This window comes from Nostoc sp. 'Lobaria pulmonaria (5183) cyanobiont' (assembly GCF_002949795.1).
Lineage (GTDB): Bacteria > Cyanobacteriota > Cyanobacteriia > Cyanobacteriales > Nostocaceae > Nostoc.
This window is the reverse complement of record NZ_CP026692.1, coordinates 5,339,003-5,360,392: the sequence shown is the minus strand read 5'-3', so window position 1 is coordinate 5,360,392 and position 21,390 is coordinate 5,339,003. Positions and strand designations below refer to the sequence as shown.

At 43.5% G+C, this 21,390-nt stretch carries 15 protein-coding genes, 2 tRNA genes and 4 pseudogenes; 9 read left to right on the top strand and 12 right to left on the bottom strand.

The annotated features are described in order from the left end of the window. The 6 genes from NLP_RS23780 to NLP_RS35640 all read left to right on the top strand — a co-directional run bounded on the left by NLP_RS23780 (window position 1) and on the right by NLP_RS35640 (window position 5,189). Window positions 1–1,059, top strand: a complete 1,059-nt coding sequence (locus NLP_RS23780; protein WP_104908483.1) for an NAD(P)-dependent alcohol dehydrogenase — start codon at window positions 1–3, stop codon at window positions 1,057–1,059. A 360-nt stretch (window positions 1,060–1,419) separates the two neighbouring features. Next, window positions 1,420–2,271: an aldo/keto reductase gene (locus NLP_RS23775; protein ID WP_104908482.1), complete on the top strand. Its 852-nt coding sequence runs from the start codon at window positions 1,420–1,422 to the stop codon at window positions 2,269–2,271. 125 nt (window positions 2,272–2,396) lie between these two features. After that, complete coding sequence (locus NLP_RS23770) at window positions 2,397–3,560, top strand: aldo/keto reductase (protein WP_104908481.1); 1,164 nt, start codon at window positions 2,397–2,399, stop codon at window positions 3,558–3,560. A 51-nt stretch (window positions 3,561–3,611) separates the two neighbouring features. After that, window positions 3,612–3,950: an aldo/keto reductase gene (locus tag NLP_RS23765; protein ID WP_104908480.1), complete on the top strand. Its 339-nt coding sequence runs from the start codon at window positions 3,612–3,614 to the stop codon at window positions 3,948–3,950. Window positions 3,951–3,981: 31 nt separating this feature from the next. Next, window positions 3,982–4,989 carry an aldo/keto reductase gene (locus NLP_RS23760; RefSeq protein WP_104908479.1) on the top strand — a complete coding sequence of 336 codons (1,008 nt, stop codon included), beginning with the start codon at window positions 3,982–3,984 and terminating at the stop codon, window positions 4,987–4,989. Window positions 4,990–5,066: 77 nt separating this feature from the next. Continuing rightward, window positions 5,067–5,189: a hypothetical protein gene (locus NLP_RS35640; RefSeq protein WP_267894888.1), complete on the top strand. Its 123-nt coding sequence runs from the start codon at window positions 5,067–5,069 to the stop codon at window positions 5,187–5,189. 763 nt (window positions 5,190–5,952) lie between these two features. Here the strand turns inward: NLP_RS35640 and NLP_RS23755 are convergent. From NLP_RS23755 to NLP_RS23705, 12 genes and pseudogenes are all read right to left on the bottom strand, one after another. Beyond that, window positions 5,953–6,025, bottom strand: a tRNA-Ala gene (locus NLP_RS23755). Between the two features lie 429 nt (window positions 6,026–6,454). Further along, window positions 6,455–6,595 (bottom strand): annotated as a pseudogene (locus NLP_RS36215) (IS5/IS1182 family transposase); the annotation flags it as partial. A gap of 14 nt (window positions 6,596–6,609) precedes the next feature. Next, window positions 6,610–6,943, bottom strand: a pseudogene (locus tag NLP_RS23750) (transposase family protein); the annotation flags it as partial. A gap of 339 nt (window positions 6,944–7,282) precedes the next feature. Continuing rightward, window positions 7,283–8,202: pseudogene (locus tag NLP_RS23745) on the bottom strand (ISAzo13 family transposase). 645 nt (window positions 8,203–8,847) lie between these two features. Then, a tRNA-Met gene (locus NLP_RS23735) sits at window positions 8,848–8,921 on the bottom strand. Between the two features lie 167 nt (window positions 8,922–9,088). Beyond that, on the bottom strand, window positions 9,089–11,386 hold the full coding sequence (locus NLP_RS23730; RefSeq protein WP_104908476.1) for a peptidoglycan DD-metalloendopeptidase family protein: 2,298 nt from the start codon (window positions 11,384–11,386) through the stop codon (window positions 9,089–9,091). A gap of 797 nt (window positions 11,387–12,183) precedes the next feature. Next, a complete protein-coding gene (locus tag NLP_RS23725; protein WP_104908475.1) occupies window positions 12,184–12,645 on the bottom strand; it encodes a tRNA (cytidine(34)-2'-O)-methyltransferase in 462 nt (153 codons plus the stop codon). A 345-nt stretch (window positions 12,646–12,990) separates the two neighbouring features. Next, window positions 12,991–14,130, bottom strand: a complete 1,140-nt coding sequence (gshA, locus tag NLP_RS23720) for a glutamate--cysteine ligase (protein WP_104908474.1) — start codon at window positions 14,128–14,130, stop codon at window positions 12,991–12,993. Window positions 14,131–14,319: 189 nt separating this feature from the next. Further along, window positions 14,320–16,152 carry a hypothetical protein gene (locus NLP_RS23715; protein WP_104908473.1) on the bottom strand — a complete coding sequence of 611 codons (1,833 nt, stop codon included), beginning with the start codon at window positions 16,150–16,152 and terminating at the stop codon, window positions 14,320–14,322. Between the two features lie 63 nt (window positions 16,153–16,215). Continuing rightward, the gene (locus NLP_RS34305; protein WP_234017041.1) at window positions 16,216–16,464 is read right to left on the bottom strand and encodes a hypothetical protein; all 249 of its coding nucleotides are present in this window, start codon (window positions 16,462–16,464) and stop codon (window positions 16,216–16,218) included. 117 nt (window positions 16,465–16,581) lie between these two features. Beyond that, window positions 16,582–16,722, bottom strand: coding sequence for a hypothetical protein (locus NLP_RS34300; RefSeq protein WP_199784675.1), 141 nt, complete (start codon window positions 16,720–16,722; stop codon window positions 16,582–16,584). Window positions 16,723–17,458: 736 nt separating this feature from the next. Then, complete coding sequence (locus NLP_RS23705; protein WP_442946632.1) at window positions 17,459–18,052, bottom strand: DUF1802 family protein; 594 nt, start codon at window positions 18,050–18,052, stop codon at window positions 17,459–17,461. Between the two features lie 85 nt (window positions 18,053–18,137). On the opposite strand from NLP_RS23705, the pseudogene NLP_RS23700 reads away from it, so the two are divergent. The 3 genes and pseudogenes from NLP_RS23700 to NLP_RS23690 all read left to right on the top strand — a co-directional run bounded on the left by NLP_RS23700 (window position 18,138) and on the right by NLP_RS23690 (window position 21,227). Beyond that, window positions 18,138–19,124 (top strand): annotated as a pseudogene (locus tag NLP_RS23700) (aldo/keto reductase). 623 nt (window positions 19,125–19,747) lie between these two features. Next, window positions 19,748–20,467: a hypothetical protein gene (locus NLP_RS23695; protein WP_104908471.1), complete on the top strand. Its 720-nt coding sequence runs from the start codon at window positions 19,748–19,750 to the stop codon at window positions 20,465–20,467. Between the two features lie 358 nt (window positions 20,468–20,825). Further along, entirely contained in the window at window positions 20,826–21,227 is a 402-nt protein-coding gene (locus tag NLP_RS23690; RefSeq protein WP_104908470.1) for a hypothetical protein, read from the top strand. The last annotated feature ends 163 nt before the right edge of the window (window positions 21,228–21,390 follow it).

The following is a 21,390-nucleotide window of genomic DNA, read 5'->3' as shown; positions in this document are numbered from 1 at the left end:
ATGTACAACACAAAAGCTTATTCCGCAACCAGTGCAACATCACCCCTGTCCTCCACCAAGATCGAGCGTCGCGATCCAACCGAACACGACGTGCAGATCGAAATCCTCTTCTGCGGCATCTGCCACTCCGACCTCCATTCGGTGCGTAACGAGTGGAGCAGCATCATGTCCACAGTCTACCCGATTGTCCCCGGTCATGAGATTGTCGGCCGCGTCACCAAGGTCGGCTCGGCAGTTACCAAGTACAAGCCCGGCGATCTCGCCGCGGTCGGTTGCCTGGTCGATTCAGATGGTACCTGCCCGAACTGCAAAGCTGGGCTTGAGAATTTCTGCCCGAACCAGATCCTCACTTTCGGCTCCCCAGACAAGCACCTTGGAGGTGTTACTTATGGTGGCTACTCCGATAGCGTCGTCGTCGATGAACGCTTCGTTTTGCGCGTTCCCTCCAACCTCGATCTCCCTGGAGTCGCGCCACTCCTCTGCGCCGGGATTACAACCTACTCCCCCTTGCGCCACTGGGGTGTCACCAAGGGCAAGAAAGTTGGTGTGGTCGGTCTTGGTGGACTGGGCCACATGGGCGTGAAGTTCGCCCGTGCGTTCGGTGCCCACGTCGTCGTCTTCACCACCTCGCCCAACAAAAAGGAAGACGCGCTCCGCCTTGGTGCCGATGAAGTGGTCGTCTCCCGCAACGCCGACGAGATGCAGAAGCACACAGGCAGCTTCGACTTCATCCTCGACACCATTTCCGCCGATCACGACATCAACGCCTATCTTAACCTGCTCACCCGCGACGGCAACATTACCCTTGTTGGCGCACCCGCAAAACCCCTGGATGTCTCGGCATTTAGCCTGATCATGGGCCGCCGCAGTCTCTCCGGCTCAAACATCGGTGGCATCGCCGAAACCCAGGAAATGCTTGACTTTTGCGGCGAGCATAACATCACCGCAGATGTCGAAGTCATCCCCATCCAGAAGGTCAACGAAGCCTACGAGCGACTGCTCAAGTCCGATGTGAAGTACCGCTTTTGTATTGATATGGCATCCCTTAAATCTGAATAACCGAGGTAAAACCTCGAAGGGGTAACAATGCAAAAGCGTAAACTTGGCAACAGCCATCTGGAAGTTTCGGTTCTTGACCTTAGCTGTACAGAACTGAGCTACGGCTGCCATTCTCGCCGATATCGGGTCAAGCTGCGATGAAGAGTGCTGAGTAAAAAGTGCTGTTAGCGGTAGCGGGGCGTTTAGCCCGTGTTGGGTAAAAAGACCACGCCACTTGCGGGTGGGGTATCAACCTCCTCCTGAAAAGAAAAGATTCCGCTTAACATCGGGCGGGGCAAAAACCCAAGTGCAAAAGTACTGAGTACTTCTTAATTTACTCAGCACTCACCACTCAGTACTAAGTAGGTAAAAGGAGAAATTATGCAGAAGGTTGTCTTGAACAACGGGTTGGAAATGCCCATTTTGGGATTCGGTGTCTTCCAAATGACTGATCTGGAAGAGTGCGAAAGAAGCGTCTCGGACGCGATTAAAGTTGGCTACCGTCTGATTGACACGGCAGCTTCTTACGGCAACGAAGAAGCCGTCGGCAAAGCCATCCAAAAGAGCGGCGTGGCGCGAGACGAGATTTTCATCACCACTAAGCTCTGGATTCAGGATGCCGATTACGAAAGCACCAAGAAGGCTTTCCAACGATCATTGGACAAGCTGAGATTGGATTACCTAGACTTGTATCTGATCCACCAGCCTTACGGCGACGTTTACGGTGCGTGGCGGGCAATGCAAGAGTTGTATCGAGAGGGTCGCACCAAAGCCATCGGTGTCAGCAACTTCTATCCCGATCGGCTCATAGACCTTATCATTCATAACGAAGTGGTTCCGGCGGTAAATCAAATCGAGACCCATCCCTTCCACCAGCAAATTGAAACCCAAAAATTTTTACAGGAAAACAAGGTTCAGATTGAATCCTGGGGACCGTTTGCTGAAGGTAAGAACAACATTTTCAGCAATGAACTACTACTTTCGATCGCCGGGAAATACCAGAAAACCATTGCTCAGGTGATTCTGCGCTGGCTGACACAAAGAGGAGTGGTGGCGATTCCGAAATCCGTTCGGACGGAAAGGATGGTTGAGAACTTCAACATTTTCGATTTTGAGCTAAGTCCCGAAGATATGAATGCGATTATCTCGCTGGACACGAACAAGAGCAGCTTCTTCGACCATCGCGACCCCGACATGGTGAGAATGTTAGGAACTGCCAAACGCAACACCTAAGCCCCTGAAGACAACAAAGGGCTACACGCAAAACGATTTTATTCCAGATAACTGGGGCGCTACAGCCCAAAGAAGGTGTCACTGACATGAACAAAACACGAAACAGGAGAGAAGACGGCCCTCCTATGCCAAATCGTCGCCAGTTGCTCGGCGCGGGACTGGGACTGGCCGCAGCGTCGGTGCTGGCTCGCGGGGCCACGACCGCGCAGGCCCAGCAAGCCGGACAAGCTACCGGGGCGCAGGGCGCCACAGGACAAAACGCCAATGAGTCACAGCAAATGGCGCGACGCAGACTCGGCTCTTTGGAAGTCTCGACCCTCGGACTCGGCGTTCAAAACATGAGCCGCACCTATCAACAGACGATCCCCACCCGATCCGAGATGTTCAACATCATTCGGACAGCCTTTGATCGTGGCATCACCTTTTACGACGCCGCGGAGGCTTACGGTCCTCATGAGGTGGAACGGATACTCGGTGAAGGTGTAGCGCCGTTCCGAGACAAGGTTGCGATCGCATCCAAGTTCGGCTGGAACATCGATCTCGAAACGGGCGAGCGCCGTCCGGGACTCAACAGCCGCCCCGACCATATCAAATTGGCCGTCGAGGGGATGCTCAAGCGCCTTCGCACCGACCGCATCGATCTCCTCTACCAGCACCGAGTCGACCCCCAGGTGCCAATCGAAGATGTCGCCGGCGCGGTCAAGGATCTGATGGCGCAAGGCAAGGTTTTGCACTGGGGCCTATCCGAGATGGGGCCGAACACATTGCGCCGCGCTCATGCCGTGCTGCCCGTTAGCGCCGTTCAGAACGAGTACTCGTTGCTGTGGCGTGGGCCGGAAGATGTAGTCATCCCGCTCTGCCAGGAACTCGGCATCGGCTTCGTCCCGTGGAGTCCGCTTGGCGTGGGTTTTCTGACCGGCGCCATTGACGCAAATACGCGGTTCGCTGACGGTGACATTCGCGGCATTGAATCCCGGTTCTCGCCAGAGAATCTGCCCCACAACCTGACGCTCGTTGACTTGGTGAAAAGCTGGGCCGTGCGAAAACAAGCCACTCCCGCCCAAATCTCGCTGGCATGGCTGATGGCGCAGAAGCCGTGGATCGTGCCCATCCCCGGCACGACACAGATGCCGCATATGATCGAGAACATCGGCGCGGCTGCCGTTCGATTCACACCTGCCGAACTTGCCGAACTGAATCGGTCTGTTTCGGCGATCCAGATCCGTGGGGCGCGCCTCCCAGACGCAGTGCTGGTCTTCTCGGGTGTAGAGGCGCCTTCAAAGAACTGAACGTTCCAAGGCTACTCTGCTAAGTCATCTGGAACAGAATCTGGTAAGCCAATCCAGCCGCCTTCGCGTGTCAGCCAAACACGGTTAACCGCGACAGAACAAGGCAAAAACAACATCTTCCACAACGACGTTTTGCTGTCCATCGCCGGAAAATACGGCAAAAGCGTGGCTCAGGTCATCCTGCGCTGGCTGACGCAACGCGATGTGGTGGCGATTCCCAAGTCGGTTCGCAAAGAACGTATGTCCGAAAACTTCAACGTTTTCGACTTCGAGCTAAGCGCCAACGACATGGATGCAGTTGCGATGTTGGATAGCAAGCAAAGCGCCTTCTTTGACCATCGTGATCCCGCCATCGTAAAAGCGTTGGGCACCATAAAGATCCATGACTGAGCCGATTTGAAACCAATAAAGGATAAGTATCATGCAAAAACGTAAACTTGGAAAAAGCAACTTAGAAGTCTCGGCGATCGGGCTTGGCTGTATGGGAATGAGCTTTTCTTATGGCCCACCCAAAGACACGCAGGAAATGACCGCTCTTCTCAGGGCCGCCGTCGAACGCGGCGTTACATTCTTTGACACCGCCGAGGTCTACGGCCCGTTCACCAACGAAGAGCTTGTGGGCGAAGCCCTCGCTCCCTTCCGCGGGCAAGTGGCGATCGCCACCAAATTCGGATTCGACCTGAGTCCTAATTCCGATCCCCGTGGGATGAAGGGTGCGCCAGGATTGGATAGTCGGCCGGAGCGCATCAAGCAGGCCGTGGAAGGCTCGCTCAAGCGACTCAAGGTCGAGACAATCGACTTGCTCTATCAGCACCGGGTTGACCCGAATGTACCGATCGAAGACGTGGCAGGAGCAGTGAAGGAACTGATTCAGTCAGGTAAGGTTAAGCACTTTGGACTCTCTGAAGCAGGAGTGCAAACGATCCGTCGCGCGCACGCGGTTCAGCCGGTCACTGCTCTTCAGAGCGAATACTCGCTATGGACGAGGACTCCTGAGAAGGAAGTGATACCGACCCTTGAGGAACTCGGAATCGGCTTTGTTCCGTACAGCCCGCTGGGCAAGGGCTTTCTCACTGGCAAGATTGACGAAAACGCGACCTTCGACAGCTCCGACTTCCGCAGCACCCTGCCTCGCTTCACGCCGGAGGCTCTGAAGGCGAATCAGTCCCTGATTAATCTGCTCGGCAGCATCGCAGAACAGAAGCAGGCGACACCTGCTCAGATTGCGATCGCCTGGCTGCTTGCCCAGAAGCCGTGGATTGTTCCAATCCCAGGCACCACGAAGCTGCATCGCTTGGACGAAAATATCGGGGCAGTCTCAGTCGAACTCACGCCCGACGATTTACGTGACATCAATGATGCGGCCTCTAAGATCGTGGTGCAAGGAGCTCGGTACCCCGAAAAGCTGGAGCAAATGACCGGTCGTTGAGTGGCAAAAAATGTGTTCTCTGGTTGCATTCCGTAGCTCACTAAGTACAGCTTTGCGTAAAATCGTAGCGTTCTTTAATGCAAGGGGACGCATTGGCATTGTCAGTCGATGCGTTGGCATTGTCAGCCGATGCGTTGGCATTGTCAGTCGATGCATTGGCATTGCAGGGTATTACCAAATTTAATATCGCTACGAATTAATGAAATGCTGTACTAAGCAAGGCAACACGTACAAGGCAGATAGCTGGCAGCGATAGACAAGGGAGAGCAGTATGCGAGTTGGCATTCTAGGTTCGGGATTGATGCGTGGCAAACTCGGAACGCTCTTCGCCCGTGCGGGGCATGAGGTGGTGTTCAGTTACGCGCGCCGCGCCACCAGAAACTGAAGAAGCTCGCGCAGGACGCTTATGGGAACGCGCGGGCGGGTACACCTGACTTTTTAGGGGATGTGGAAAGGGGAGACTGGTTCGCGAACCAGTCTCCCATAAATGGAATGCGACAGAAGAACTATTTTTAGGCATTTTTCAAATTTATGTCATGCCATCTCTGCCAAAGACCTCAAGGATAGAAAGGCGATTCTTCTGAGAAATGTACAGCAGTCTTGCGATGAAGTTCGACGAATTGCCCTAAGTTTACACAATCAGGGAGCATATCCGTCTGAAGCCTGCGTTTCAGAACACAGAAGTATGCCACCAGGATACTTAAGATACAGAGAAGCCCGTACAGCATTGCAAGAGATACAATGCCAATTAGGCAAATGCTAACTTAAATTTGCTTCGAGCCGTCGAGCAATTATTTCTTCTATGCTTTTCCTTGCCTTCCTCTTCCTCTCCGTTGTGCGACAATTGACAAGCATTAATTGTCCTTTGAGAACAACAAGCATAAAGTGACCTTTTTGGACAACTATTGCTTGTTATCGCAACAAATAACAGGTTTTGAGTAAGTAGGTTGTAGGTTTTAATAATGGAGCTAAGCGGATTCGAACCGCTGACCCCCTCAATGCCATTGAGGTGCGCTACCAACTGCGCTATAACCCCAGAACCCTTAGTAGGTAAGCTTTTTAAGCTTACTAATTAGTTCTATAAATTATGTTAGCTTAATTATTATGCAAGTTTATGTAAGTTAAGTCAAGACAACTATATTAAGTTATGTACATTCACAAATTAATGTCGCTAACTTGAACCCACAAAAGCCTTGCTACCGTTCTTTTGTCACTCTGGGGAAATAAAAATCTCAGGCAACATTTAAACTTCATATAGCACTTGGGTTTGAAGCTTTATTTTTTAACATTATGGTCAGAAATATGTATTTGGACTGAAACTACTGCGTAGCATGGATTATATGTTTTTACTCTGGTGAAAGTGATTAAAGAGCGCTACACGGGGTTTTTGTTAATATTTGCTTACTACTGGACAGTTGATGCGGCAGGTGTCTACTAGACCTTTTGCAAAAGTCATTCAAGCAGCTTAAACTTTAATTAGATGAAGTTCATAATTGTACAGACCCGCTATCAAATTAAATCTCAAATAAAATTTTTTTCTCCGATTTCTATAACGATCTGACAAAATTTTAAACCCCTTGAGTTTTCTATTTATATGTTCGCCTAACACTCTGACTATTGCTAAATCCTGATTACTTTTTTATCTTCATAGCTCAACTGACCACAGCGAGATTTCTTTTTTAGTATTCGACTATTGGAATGGATTTTGTGAATACCTTGATATCCTTTATCTCCCAAGCATTCAATATTTTCTTCCAATCGGACTTTGCTGTTTTTAAATATTATAAAATCATGCTCTTTACCCTTACCATGAGCCGTACATACAATTTCACCAGTCTCTTGGTTTACCACTACCTGTGACTTCAATGTATGTCGTTTCTTTTTTCCACTGTAGAAATGCTTTTGTTTTTTTTTTGGGACGCTCTATTGGGCTTTCTGTCACGTCGACTACCACTACCTTAATCTAAGAATCAGGGACTTCCAAAGAATAAATTATTCCAAGAAAAACAAGAGACAGGTTTTCTCAAGAATGATAATCATTTTAAGGGGGGAGAAAAGGGGTTGCCGAGGGCAACCCCTTTTCTCCCCCTCATCTATGCATGAAGAATCTATACACTTGTCGTCTGCTTTGAAGTTAAACAGTGAAAAATTAGTATCTTTTGTAGCTAAATAAATGCTGTTATTAAAATCAAATAACTTTTGTTTTACTACAATAAATATCAATAAACCAATTACCTAAATTTGGGAAAACTTCAGGAGTAGAATCGGTTAGCCGCTCAATCTGTTTTTCAATTTAAGCCATCGCTTTTTTTGTAAGCTTTACCCCATTCTCATAAGTTTCGTGTACTAGCTTAACTACTGGATGAGAACCTTTCCATTTCATAGTACTAGCAAACTTTAAAGCCGTCTCCACTTCATTTAAAATGCTCCCATTCCTATCATTTTCTAGTATTGCCCATGTCCTTTCTATCGGATTATATTTACTATGATATGGAGGGTAGTAAGCTAAACGTATATTTAGTTGATACTTGTGAGCAAACTCTACTATACGTTTCATAAATTGGGTACGCCGGGAGCTATTCTGCGGCCCATTATCTTGATTGAGAAGTAATGTTTTAATGTGCGAAAAACGATACTTTTCACAATACCAAAAATCTTCTAAAACATCAACAATAAAATCACTGGTAACTTTTGATTCTGTAAAGTACAAAAATAGCTCATCAAGCTCTGGAAGAAATATACCATAAGGAGTTACAGTTGTTTTTGGATTATAATCATGGTCATCAGCTTTCGCTCCATCCCTGCTTTTACCCCCTCGATCAAATGAGCCAATCTTAACGCGGGCTTTTCCGTCCATGCTGAGACGTAAAACACTCTTATCTTCCGAAGCGTCTTTGTTTACTATGTCTAGTTGCTCAAAGATTGCATCAGTTTGTGGGATTTTTTTTGAGGTTGAACTTTCTTTACCCTTCTGAGCTTGTAACCTAAATTATTTAATTTGACTCGAATTGTTTCTGATGTATGTAACTTTTCGTCACTGTAACCATACTTTTCTATTAATTGCTTTCTGACTTCGGCTGCACTGAGTCTAGTATATAGTCTTTGACTTTTAAAACTCGGATCGGTTTGACTATAGAAGTCAACTAAATTTTTTATATCTTCTAAAAGATTTGGCAGGTGTTCTTCTGCTTTATAACGCCCTTTGCCACTCATGTTATCAACACAAGTAATACCGCTTTTTAATTCTCTTGTTCCTTTGCGAATTGTGTCTCGATTCCATCCTAATTCTGATTGTGCAAGCCTTTGCCCCCCTAAACCTAAGCCCTGAACTGTCTGCGCCATAAATTTGCGCTTTGCTGCACCTTTTAATTGAGATGCAGTTCCAATTAACAACTTTTTGAGAGAATCAGTTAATACTATAGCCACCAGTTACCACACTCAAAAACAAGCATCATTATTCAAATTACTACAAAAGGGGAATGAAGGGGCTGCCGTCGGCAGCCCCTTCATTCTCCCCTTTAAAATGATTATCATTCTTGTTAGTGGAATAGTTTATTTTCTGGAAGTCCCTAAAGGTAGATTTGATAGTGTCGGTGAACATGAACTCTGGGATTCCAATTCTAGAGATTTAGTACAAGCGCGGGCAGTTTTGCACTTCATATCTTCTCGAATGGCTGGTATTTTATTTCTTTGCAAGTCCCTTAGTCTCTAATCTTGCGATATTAATTTGTGAACGGTTATCTCGAATGAGTTGCGACATCAATTAGTGAAAGAGCGACATTAATGTGTCAATGGCGACACCTAATTTGTGAATGTACAACTACAAGCTCAAACCCTTATGTTATTCTACTTTTAAAATGGCTCAGGTCGGAGTTGAACCAACGACCCCAGGCTTATGAGTCCCGTGCTCTAACCAACTGAGCTACTGAGCCAGATTTATTCAAGTCATTAGCTAATATAGCATGCAAATTTGCTCAACACTAGCCCCTTTTGCAATTTTGTTAGAATTATCTATTCCTGTTGAGGTAGTAGGAAGCTGAAGAGGGAGGTAAACTCCCTCAACTAACAAAGCAATGATTTAGTTAAAGACAACTAAGAATTACAGGCGTTGTGGTAGAAAGGCTATTGGGTTAACAGCACCCTTGCCTGATGGATGAATCTCAAAGTGGCTGTGTGGGCCAGTGCTGTGACCAGTAGTACCCATTAAAGCAATTGTTTCTCCTTGATGTACCTGTTGACCCGGTTGCACCAGAATCTTGCTGTTATGAGCATAGCGAGTACTACTGCCATCAGGATGATGGATTTCGACGAGGTTGCCGTAGCCACCATTGTTCCAGCCAGCTTTCTCTATTGTACCGTCAGCTGAGGCAACAACTGGCGTGCCAGTGGAGTTAGCAATATCAATTCCCTTGTGGGGTCTTCCCCAGCGCATACCAAAGCCAGAAGTGAGAGTACCCTTCGTCGGCCAGATATAAGCCAAGGTTGAAGTAGATGGAGGAGGTGTAAGTTCGTCAATGGGTCTGGGTAGATATTGATCCACTGCTGCTAAAGGCGGCATTATCTGTGGAGAAACTGTGGTTCCTCGCATCTTTCCTAAAGAGTCAGAGGCATTTACTCTTCCAGAAGGCGTTGCAACCCTTGTGGCAGATTGAGTGCGAGAGGGAGTCCACTGACTAGCAGAACCTAGATTAGGCAAGAACTCTGGGTTTACTGCTTCGGTAGCACGTACAGTAGTCTGGAATTGGGGCTTAACTGGCTGAACGCTATAGTTACCTCGAATCGGTGTCGGAACTGGAATTGGTATTGCTACACTATTTGGTCTAGATGCAGGGTTAGGTACACTGAAATTATTGGGCGTAGATATAGGAGTGAGCATAGCAGCATTATTAGCTTCAATCGCTGTTGCTGGCACAACTAAATTACCAGACTGTTGAGCGCGATATTTCTGCTGTAACCTCTGGATTTCCGCTTGTAAGCCCCGCAAACGGTCATTATTGCTATTGTTTCCCCTTGCTACCCTATTTGCTGGTGTATTAGGCTGTTGCATTTCGGCAAAAGCTTGTGGCGCTGGAATATCACCACCGACGCCATAAGACTTAGCTGTAGGGGGGGCAGTTTCTGAGTCAGTCGCACTGTTTGCCTGAATCTGTACAGTCACTGGTGTAGGCACGGCAACGCTACTTTTGTCGGCAATAGTTGGTGATGAGAAACTAGGTAGATATGAGTTGGCACTACCAATATTTAAAGGGGAGGTAGCAACATGAGGAGTTTTGCTAGACTCTACAAAAGTGGGCTGACTCGCTACAGTTGCTTCAACTTGAACAGCAGGAATTTGAACAGCAGGAATAACTAGTTTTTGACTAATTCGCAGTTCATTGGGATTATTGAGGTTATTTGCTTTAACTAGTTCTGATACTGAAGTATTGTATCTGCTGGCGATCGCTGCTAGTGTATCTCCAGGCTTAACTTCGTAGGCTGTATGTGTCGAGGAGGCAATCACTATTGGCGCCGATGGTACAGATGCACTTGTCTGTGTCTTCTGTTTTAACCTCGATATCAGGCTCGCTTGGCTTGCATCGCTAGAAGTGTCTAATTGGGCTGTTAATGCAGTCTTCGCAACCACAGTTGTCGGCTGCGCCAATTCTATATCAGCTTGTGATAAATTTTTGGTCTCTCCAGACTGTAACTGCGCCAGACTGTTTCTTAAACGGTTCGACTTTTCTTGTAAGCGATTTAGTGCGAATTCTTGTTGCGCCTTAAGTTGTGCATTTATTTCACTGTTGGCTGCGCCAGATGTTGCCACTGTTTGTGGCTGGGCAGTTAGTGATACCTTTGTACTATCAACACTATAATCAGACAGATTATTGACTGTTGGAAAACTAGTTTCGGTTAAGGTATTGTTCAATCCCTGTGCCACTTTGGGCTTCAGGTAAGTGGAATTGTTATAACCTACGTTTGTTTGAGAAAACGTGTTTGATGCAGGAACTTGCAAAGATATTCCGCTTGCCGCGACTTGCCATTTAGCTTCAAGCCCAGGCACTTGTGAGACTGCCGTTGGTTGCACGATTACAGGATTTTCCGGCACGCTCACTGATGAGACTGCTTGGGAGTCCAGCTTAGTGGAGGCGAATTTCACCTTGGTGTCCGGAACAGCAGGAATTGTTGAGGTCGCCTTTTGGCTGCCTACTGGCACCGCTGCTTGGGCTTGATCGCTTTGTCGAGTCACCAAAAGGCTGGTTGCTCCCATAGAGATTGCCAAGCCAATCATTGCCGCTTTTGTCCGCACCCGGCTGTTAACTTTTGGATTCATCACATTTAGCAGTTCTACCGGGGCATCATCGCTGCTGGGGGTATTGTTCAACACAGCTTTTACTCTCTTTTTCAATGCTCGTTTCAAAGACGACCTCCTTACGATCACTAGCGCTTAATTGACCTCGATTTTTCAGTTGGATACTAGTCAATGATTTAGATCGCAACAAACGATAGATCGAGATCACATTCACCAGAGATGCTTACGCAAGATTAACCTGCTTCTCTGATTTAGACAAGTTCATAACATCTGTTAGCAAAACTTAAATTTTGCTGTCTTTACTTGTCCGAACCACTCCTAACACCACTTAGGACGATTGATTTTACTCTTTACCATTATCCGCGCTTGTCTTGCGTCAATCGCGGGGACTGGACAAACTATTTGCCAAGCCCAAGTCGCAGCTGAGATTAAATCGCGGCGACTTCTGGAAAAGTTATGCCCCCTGCTGTAGATATCTTCAAGATATTTCTACCCCATCCGTCTTCTCAACACGAGACTTTACGTTGATTATTCCCTAAAAAACAACCGTATTAACTATCGGCTACTTTTGGGCTGATTTCTGTTCTTTGTTGAGCCAAAATAGCTCAAATGTAAGACATGACTGGATTTGAGCGGTTTTGTTCCTAGTTTAGGATGTTTTAAATTCATCAAAATCTATCATTCAAGTTTGGCAATATCCCAAGTTTCATATACAAATTTCTTATAATAACCTTACTATACTTGTAAGTATCTTCCACTACATTTTGCAAATAAACCCAACTTTTGGTATATTGTTTTACATATTCTTGCTATTACAAGAAAATTTTTGCAGTCAGAAATAAATCGTCTAATAGGTTTCTAGAAAAGTTATAAGTAAATACACTTATAAGTAGGAATGTAAACAACTATTGTAAATAGCCTAACTGACGACGGGTTTCAAATAAGCCAATTGCTACACTTACTGACAGATTCAAGCTGCGAACCCCCGATTGGCTCATGGGAATATAGAGGGTAGCATCGCAATCTGACAGAATTGCTGGTGGTAAGCCCGTGGTTTCACTACCAAACAGTAGCCAATCATCAGGTTGAAACTGAAAGCTTACATAATTACAATTTCCACCAACCGTATAACCCAACCATCTGCCGCCACGCCCCTGATGTAAGGTCTTAAAGGCTTCGAGAGATTCGTGATAGTGTAGTTTTACATAAGGCCAGTAATCTAAGCCGGCTCTTTTGAGGTAGCGATCGCTAATTTCAAACCCCAAAGGGCCCACCAAATGCAACTCTGTACCCGTAGCTGCACAAGTACGGGCAATATTACCTGTATTAGGAGGTATCTGCGGGTTAACTAAAACTACCTGAGGCATTATCCGTACAATTTAAGTATTGTATAAAACAATTTATTGCCAATGTTAAATCTACCAAAAGATAGAGGCTATTCATAGGTTTTGTTAATAATCATCAAGCATCCTTTACCGATTAGATTTTTTAAACGAAGTACGAATCATCCCAGAGCAATGCCTGAGAGGATATTTGGCTACAATCACTAAATATTAAGTTTTGTGTAGAAAAAGTAAGTACTTATGTATTTTAGGGCTGGTAGTGACCGCAATAAAATCTACCATTTGTATGAAGACGAGAGTGGGGAGATGAGGGGACAAGGGGATAAACAAAGTGTTTTCTCAATGCCCAATCCCCAATGGCTTTTGTAGTTAACCCAGCAGAGACGAACATAATTTGTCTTCGAGTTCAATTTCGCGCTCTTGGGTGGCAATAATAGCCTGAGTGATGACGCATTGGCTGTCAAAACCGACTGCGTGTAATTGCAACCACTGTTGAGCTTCATTGCCTTCGCGGAGGATTTTGTGCAAAGGGGAAAGGAAACAGCTAAAACCTTGTTGCTTGGCGATCGCCCAAACATCTTGGTAAATTTCGGCAATCCAATCTCTTGCTACAATGCTTCTGCCATCTTTCCAATGCCTTAACTGAGCATCAAGACTACCAGCAGCAGCAGCAGCTTCGTTGTCAGCAGTCAGAGTCACAAGTTCTTCAGCAGAGAAAGTACTTTGGGTTAACGGATCGATGCTGGGATTTTCGATTATTTGCAACAAACGCGCTTCTAATAAGGCAGTAATTGCTAGTAAGGCAATAGGATCTGTGACTAAATCGCAAATTCGCAGTTCTAGGCGATTTAAGTCATAAGGACGGCGATCGCCATTTGGTCGCACTGATGCCCACAAATGCCGCACATTCTGCATGGTTCCGGCAACGAGTTGATCTTCCACCCACTGGATATGATCGGCGTGGCTGGCAAATAAGGGGACATGGCTAGGCGTTTGTGGGAAGACGCCCCAACGCGTGGAGTGATAGCCAGTAGCTTTGCCATCCAAGAAGGGAGATGAGGCGCTGAGGGCGAGAAATAGGGGCGCTTCCATACGGATGACTCGACACGCCCGCATTAATACTTCTGGGTCGCTGATGCCTATATTTATGTGTACGCTAGCGGTGACTACTTTCGTGCCGTAGGTGTTCTCAATGTAATCATGATAGGGATTTGCTGGATCGGAACGTAGAAAGCGATCGCTCCCACCCAAAGATAAAGTACTTCCCGGTATCAAGGTGTAATTGCCCAAACGATTGAGGTAGTTTCGCAACTCCCGCTTGGGACGCAGCAAGGCACACAATAAATTTTCGTAATTATGAGATGGTTGGGTTATGTATTCAACGTTGCGGCTATCTGGTTCGCGCATAAATCCATCCAAAGCCGCAACAATTTTGTCGGAGAGACCGACGATTTCACCTTGAGGCGTACCAGTGTACATCTCAATCTCAAAGCCTTTTAATAATACCACCTTGTTCTCCTCGCCTCTCTCTACCTATAAATTGTATCGAACAAGACGAATCTCTGAAATCTATCTTTAAGTCAATCAAAGGTTAAGAATCATTTAATTGCCAATTCCCGCGAAATCAAGACGGCATATATCTGGACTGTGTTCTAATAAATTATTACTATTGGAATATGAAAAATATCCTAGTATGGGTTAAATACAATACAAAATAAAATCATTGGGCGAATCACTCTCTTGAACAATCTTGAGACGTATAAATTGCGCCCATACTTCATCACTAAGTAAGTTGAAAGCAGTTTCGGGATTGTTAATTGCGATCGCGCCGATGACTTTACGCCATCCCTGTTGCAATAACTCAATAAAAGCCTCTTCAAGAGAAACTTGACTCAGCAACGAAAGTGCAGTTTGAAAACTTGCTGAATCACCTGATAAGTTTTTCGATTTTAATCCCTGTATTGCTACATTCAACCATACAGGCAGAAGTTCAAACCAATTAGTTTTCTGTATCTCTTTGAGTGCAATATCTTCCATACCTAGCGCACCCCACACACATAAAGACTCTACAGCCAGTTTAGAATCGCGGTTTTCTAGAGCATTTTGCCATAATTTTTGAGCGTGATTTTGGAAGCGATTAGCAAGAAATTTATAAGCTTCCTGGACTTGAAGGGGAATTGTCACTTTATAAACTGACTCACCTCGTGGGAGGTAATCGCCGCGATAAGATAACCAGTTATGAGAGCCGCAAAGATGTATTTCTTGATCAACTATTACTTCTTTAACATGGGAATCTCCCAACCAAAAAACCTGTACAGATGGTAAACCATCAGGTGTTTTTATCGCTCGAAGTTTTTTTTCTAATTCTGGTGGAATTGATTTATTCTCATCTTCTTGTCGCCGCGCAATTCCATATCCAACTAAAATCCAAACTCCGCGATTAACTAATTTCTGTAACAAAGTTAGAAATTTTTCATTGATAACTGCTTGATTCACCCAAGGAGAATAGATTAGAATCTGACTTTTAGCCGAATTTAAAACTTCTGAAAAAGTTAAGCTAATTTGTCCATCGCGTAACTGTACGGCTTCACCTAACGCTTTATAGTTATCTACCTCATTAGTGGTTTTTGTGACAGCTTGTAGCGCCTTTTTGCGAATATTTTCGAGCCTAGCTTCTATTTGAGTATTTTTCTGCTTGAGAATGGCTTCGCGTTCAAAATCTATAGTTTCGGTTGACAATTTACATAACGTTTGCAAAGATATTTTACCTTTATTATGTAACACTTCTAACCAATTTGATGCTGACTCTAAAATTTGCTTGCCATTTCTTATTTGAATGCTCAATTTATCTTCAAGAGCATCAAAAATAACGAAAAGCGATATTTTTCTCCAGATTTTTTGAGTTGAAGCTAGCACCCTATAGGAAGTTACAATTTTTCCCTCTTCTGGCACATGAAGTGCTAAACCTGAAGCTTGAATACTTTTTTGTATTTCTTCAAGGGGTAAGGAAGCAATATCAGCAATTGTATGATCAATAGTTATAAAGTCTGCCAAGTCAGGCAAATTTATCGTTGTCTCGTTTAGTGATTCAGATTGAAAGGTTATCTGATCGCTTAAAGGGTCTGTAATAGCATTAATTTGTATAGGATATGGCGGCTGTAGTACAGACCCTTTTTCATAAAATGAGCGACCTTCAGGAGTAACTGTTAGTGGCGATGTTGGTGATAGAGTTTGTAAGGAACGAAGAGTTGTAGTAGTAGTTTTAATAAATACAGAATCAAGCCCAAGTACAGATGCTAATTCATCTTCTGTTGGCGGAGGTTGAAATTCAATAGCAGCACGGATAATAAATTCTTCGAGTACGTTAAACTGGCGGGGTTCCTTGATATTTAGTTCTACAGGACTTTGCCGCAAACTATAACGGAATTCACGCGCTGCTAAAACTGATAAACTTGGGCTTTGCGCTTCAATTTCGTCTACAAAATTCTTGAGATTGTCATCAATCGGTTTAGCAGAAGAGGCTAGAAACATCAACGTAACAAGATTGGATAATTCAATTTGTACAAATACTTGTAACCATGAGGCAAACTACTTTTATGCTTTCAACAAGCCTTGGCGACAACTAGTCCACCAAGCAAATCCAGCACCAGTCAAAAATATTAGCAGACCATAAATTGCCCCAGGAATGGCTATTGTGGAAGTATTCAGCAGTGTAGGTGTAGAAGCGATCGCCAGTGTCCCATTTTGAATTCCTACTTCTACTGGAATTGCCGTAACGTATTTTTCTCCTAATCTGGTTAAAGTAGCGATCGCAAAACCTAAAGCCATTGCAACCACATTCAAAACTAGAGTTGCCCAGCCTACATCTTATGACATAAGAAACAAAATTATTCCATTCTCGTAGCAGCACTCCAGTAATTATCACCACCAGGAAAAATAAAGCACAGCCACTTCACAGGTTTATCTGCCTTGTTCTGCCAGTTCGGGTACATACCGCTTGGCTATCATTCCTATTGCTATAGGTAGAAGTGTAATCGCCGCAATCTGCAAAACAGTACTTAAGAAAGGTAACTTTAGCGCCGTCAGAAAATTTGCTTCCATTTTTAACACGCGTTGGTAACAATAAAAGTTCCTCTGGATTTTACCGTATTCCGCTTAAAATTCTAATTATTACTTGTGATAATCGATACAATCAACCACAGATAAACATAGATTATCATAGAGTTGCGATCGCAGTTCTGACTTCATTATGCCAGAGTTAAACTGTATCTGGTGCAAGGTGATTCACTGGGGATTCTGCTTACATATAGAAGCGCAGATTTTAGAAGTTAGTTATAAAGCAATATGCTTGGCTTTGTAAAAAACTTTAGTAGCGTGTCAAGGCGAAAATAGTGTATTAGATGTAAATGTAGGTTGGGTTAAGCAAAGCACAACCCAACAAGCAAGACCTGGAAATGTTGGGTTTCGTTCCTCAACCCAACCTACTAGTACCGCAAGGCGGAATTAAAAATTAAAAATGAATACAGCATAAGGGTTTCGTTGATTTGGAATGGTTGGTTTATTTTCGCCGTGTTGTACTAGCGCGGCAAGCTTAATTTATTGGGTTGAGTAATTTTGTTCATGATTATATTTTGGTTTTCGTGAGTTTTTGAAAGCCAACATTTTAAGCCTATCGCGCTACTACAAATATTATTAAGTGTTTAACCGAACCTGATATTAGAGATAATTTATAAAGTTATAAATCAAATGAGCTATAGGGTGAAATAGCACTTCTTAAACTAGATTTAGATACCCGACTTATTGAATAAATCGGGTATCTGAACAACAAGTTGGGTTATTAGAAGGATGGAGCATACAACTTATCGCCGACAATCTGGCGAATTGTCTCTACTATTTGGCTGTATGCAAAGTTAGATAAAACTGGTTGTGCTGTTTGTAAGTAAATCGATCGATCTAAATCAATCCATGACTTGCAGCCAGCGTATTTGGCGTAATAGGGAATTTCTTGCTCTTGCGGTAGTTTATACGTCCGCAGAAGCAGAATATAAAGGGGTTGACGTGCTTTCCATTTGAGGCGATCGCTAATAAAATGCTCGTTCCAAATATGGAAGGGAAGTAAACTGTTGACAATAGACTCGTCACTCACTGGCAAAATATCTGTAATTTCAGCCCAACTGCCAATGCGAACAGTTTCAGGATGCCAGCCTGATGTTACTGGATAGACATTATTGGCATACTCAGCTTTCAGCATGAAAGCTTGTTGATGTTCATAAGTAGGGTAAAGCAAAATTTGCTTGTGGGCAACTTGGAAATGTCCATGTCGTTCGTGGATTCCGCCTTTGCGGAGCAACATAATTGTTTTGCCATCTTCCAAGGCATTTATGGCCACTGCCCATTCTTTGAGAGCATGAAAAGTTGTAGTCAATTCCATCGGTATCTATTGTAACTCTGATTTAATTTGAAGCTAAGACTGATAATGTATGAACCTGTCTAAAGGAATGAATTAGGAAGCAATTATGGAAAAGCGATCGCTAGGTACAAGTGAAGTCAAAATCACACCCATTCTGATGGGAACTTGGCAAGCTGGTAAAAGAATGTGGGTGGGAATTGAGGATGCTGACTCGATTAAAACGATTCGAGCCGCTTATGAAGCTGGTATCACCACAATTGATACTGCTGAAGCTTATGGTGAAGGGCACTCTGAGCGAATTGTCGTTGAAGCTTTATCTGATGTGCGCGATCGCGTGGAATATGCCACAAAAGTTTTTGCTAACCATCTTAAGTATGAACAAGCGATTGAAGCTTGCGATCGTTCCTTAACTAACCTGAAAACTGATTACATTGATCTTTACCAAATACATTGGCCCTCCGGCGCTTTCAATAGTGAAATAGTACCTATCGAAGAAACTATGAAAGCTCTTAACATGCTCAAAAAGCAAGGTAAAATTCGAGCAATCGGTGTTTCCAATTTTTCTGCTGTCCAGTTAGCAGAAGCAGCTAGTTATGGACGTATTGATAGTTTGCAACCACCCTATTCTTTATTCTGGAGACAGGTAGAACAAGATGCATTGTCCTATTGTATCGAAAACAATATTTCTATCCTTGCTTATTCGCCTTTAGCGCAGGGGTTGTTAACAGGAAGATTTGCTCTCGGTCATGAATTTGACCCAACAGATAACCGTGCTAAAAATAAACTGTTTCAAGGCGAAAACTTTGAACGTGCCCAACAAGCGCTAGAAAAACTGCGTCCTATAGCCATTCTTCATAATTGTACCCTTGCTCAGTTAGCTTTAGCCTGGTTAATTGCTCAACCTCAAACAAATGCGTAGACGCGTCCTAGCGGCTTGTCGCCAGACATCGCTGGAGGGCGTTATCCCGAACAAGCATTAGATAACGCATTAGCCGCCCAAATCAAGCTTTCTAGCGCCGAATTGGTAGAAATTGATGCCATTGGCCGTATTGTCACCGACCATCTGGATGACAATCAGATTATGTGGGATTGATGACAATGCTGTTTGGTTGCTATGCTTAATCTATCCAAGATCCCTTTAACTTTCTTCAAAAGAGGGTCGGGGATCAAATTTTTGGCTCTAGATTGCAAAATCTAACAAAACGTCAACTTTCGTAAACCAAGGGTTACAACTCACAAATTAAGTGATATTTTAAATAGTAGGACACCAAACAGAATAAAACCAAACAAAAAGGGTCAATGACTTAGTGTCCCCTTGTCATCAGCCCAAGCAGATTTCAGCATATTAAATGTAATAGAAGTGGCAAAAAGCCTAATGTAGAGGGCAAAGCCAAATCCTAAAGCGGAAAAACGCAATAATGCTGAGTTTGTTAGTTTTTCAGTCCACCCTAGTTATTAACCTTCAGTTATTTAATTAGTTTAAAATTTGAAACCTGTAAACTCGATAAAACCTGGTCAACCTCGACCAGGTTTTTGGCATTTTATTGTAATATGATTTTCTCGGTACAGCAGGGAGTGCCAGTGGGGCTTTGTTGAGTCACGCTTTGCTTAACCCAACTTACAATTTTTCTTAATCCAAGCGTATTGGATGGACTCTAGCTAATTTTCCAGCAGGGAATAAAATAGGACAGCAACATATCCTGTTAGGAGAATTTGATGAGAAATTATCGCTTTTTAAATAAAATTACTACAGTTATGATTGTAGCTGCCCTTTCTTTTTCCTGTAAGTCTTCTGGTAGTAAAAATGCAGAACAGGCAAAAGCAACTGAGAAATCAAAGCCACAATCAAATATTATCTATGGCGATTTAATTATTAAAGAACAATCAGATTATCTAATGATTCCTGTTAGTCTTACAGAGCAGAATGAAGATAAAGGAATTGATTTAAACCTTTCACGTTCTTATGAAAATGAAAGAAATAATCAATTGTATAACATCATCTTTTATCAAAAGCAAGGTAGTGAAGCTCATCTTTTATTAAATAAAAAAGCTATTATCACCTCTTTCGATTTATTGGAGGTAAAAGCGGCAGAGAAACCCACCAGAAGAGTTTTGTTATATAAAATCATTGAACAAGATACAAATACAGATAAAAAACTTAACAGCGAAGATGCTACTATTGGCTATCTTTCTGATTTATCAGGTAAGAACCTCCAGCAAATTACCCCAAATAATACTCGAATAATCAGTTGGGTTGTTGTTCCAGGTCAAAATGCAATTTTTCTAAAAATTATTAAAGACTCGGATAATAATAAAAAGTTTACAAAAGAAGATAAAACAAATTTTGTGAGGGTTAACCTCGATAAAATCAGTATGGGAACTGAGATTATTAGTGACCAAATAGACCAAGAAATTAAATCCTACGTTTTTAAATAATTAAATAAGTGTGTTTTAAACTTGACAAGGCAAATTTTAGCTGGTGATGCATGATCCGCTAAAATTCCTTTGCTCTTTAGCGATCGCGCTTTCTGCAATGCGGTGGGTGCGTTCCTATTTGGATGGCCATCAACAAAAGTTGCCAAGACTTAACAATCCATAAACTTGACAATTATTCGTAGATTGCGAGTGACATTGAAAACATAAAATTTTCTAAGCAAAACACAAGGTAATGTCTGAGGAGAACTATGTAAGTAGCTTCTGGCGATCGCATAACTTTCGCTTGGAGCCTTAGGGAAATGACTACGAGCCACCAATTCAAATCAGTGAAGAACTTTCACTGAAAGATGCAAATACTTTGGTAATTCGAGATGGAGCATTGCGATATGAATCGCCAACATTTACGTTGGGCTACATCAAATTACCACAACTAGAATCTTCAGACTATATCAAAGCACTAGAAAAACGCGATCGCGCTGCTGAACAAAACCGCCAAAAAGCTGCTGATACTAAAACTAAAGCTGAAACAACCATCGATAATCTAAAAAAGCAAGAAATTCAATGTCGCCAAATATTAGCAGAAAAAGAAGCTGAACTGGAGGCAGAGACACAACAAATTAGTGTCATATTAAAAACAGATAAATGGAAAATTAAAGTAATTGAACAGGAACGCCAAGCATTATATGAAAGTGACGCTAAGTATCAACAATGTTTAAGAAACCAAGAGAAAACAGGTACAGAGGGAAACAAGACAGATTAGTTGGCGTGATCACTCATGTTCCCGCCTTGGGAGAGGAGTTAGGAACACAAATCAAAGTAGAGAAGTTTTTGGAAGGCTCTCGGATTGTTGTAACAGGAATTTTAGCTTAATAGTAATTTCCTCTTTGTTATAAGTATTTTTTTTATAGAAAAACCTGCGAGTA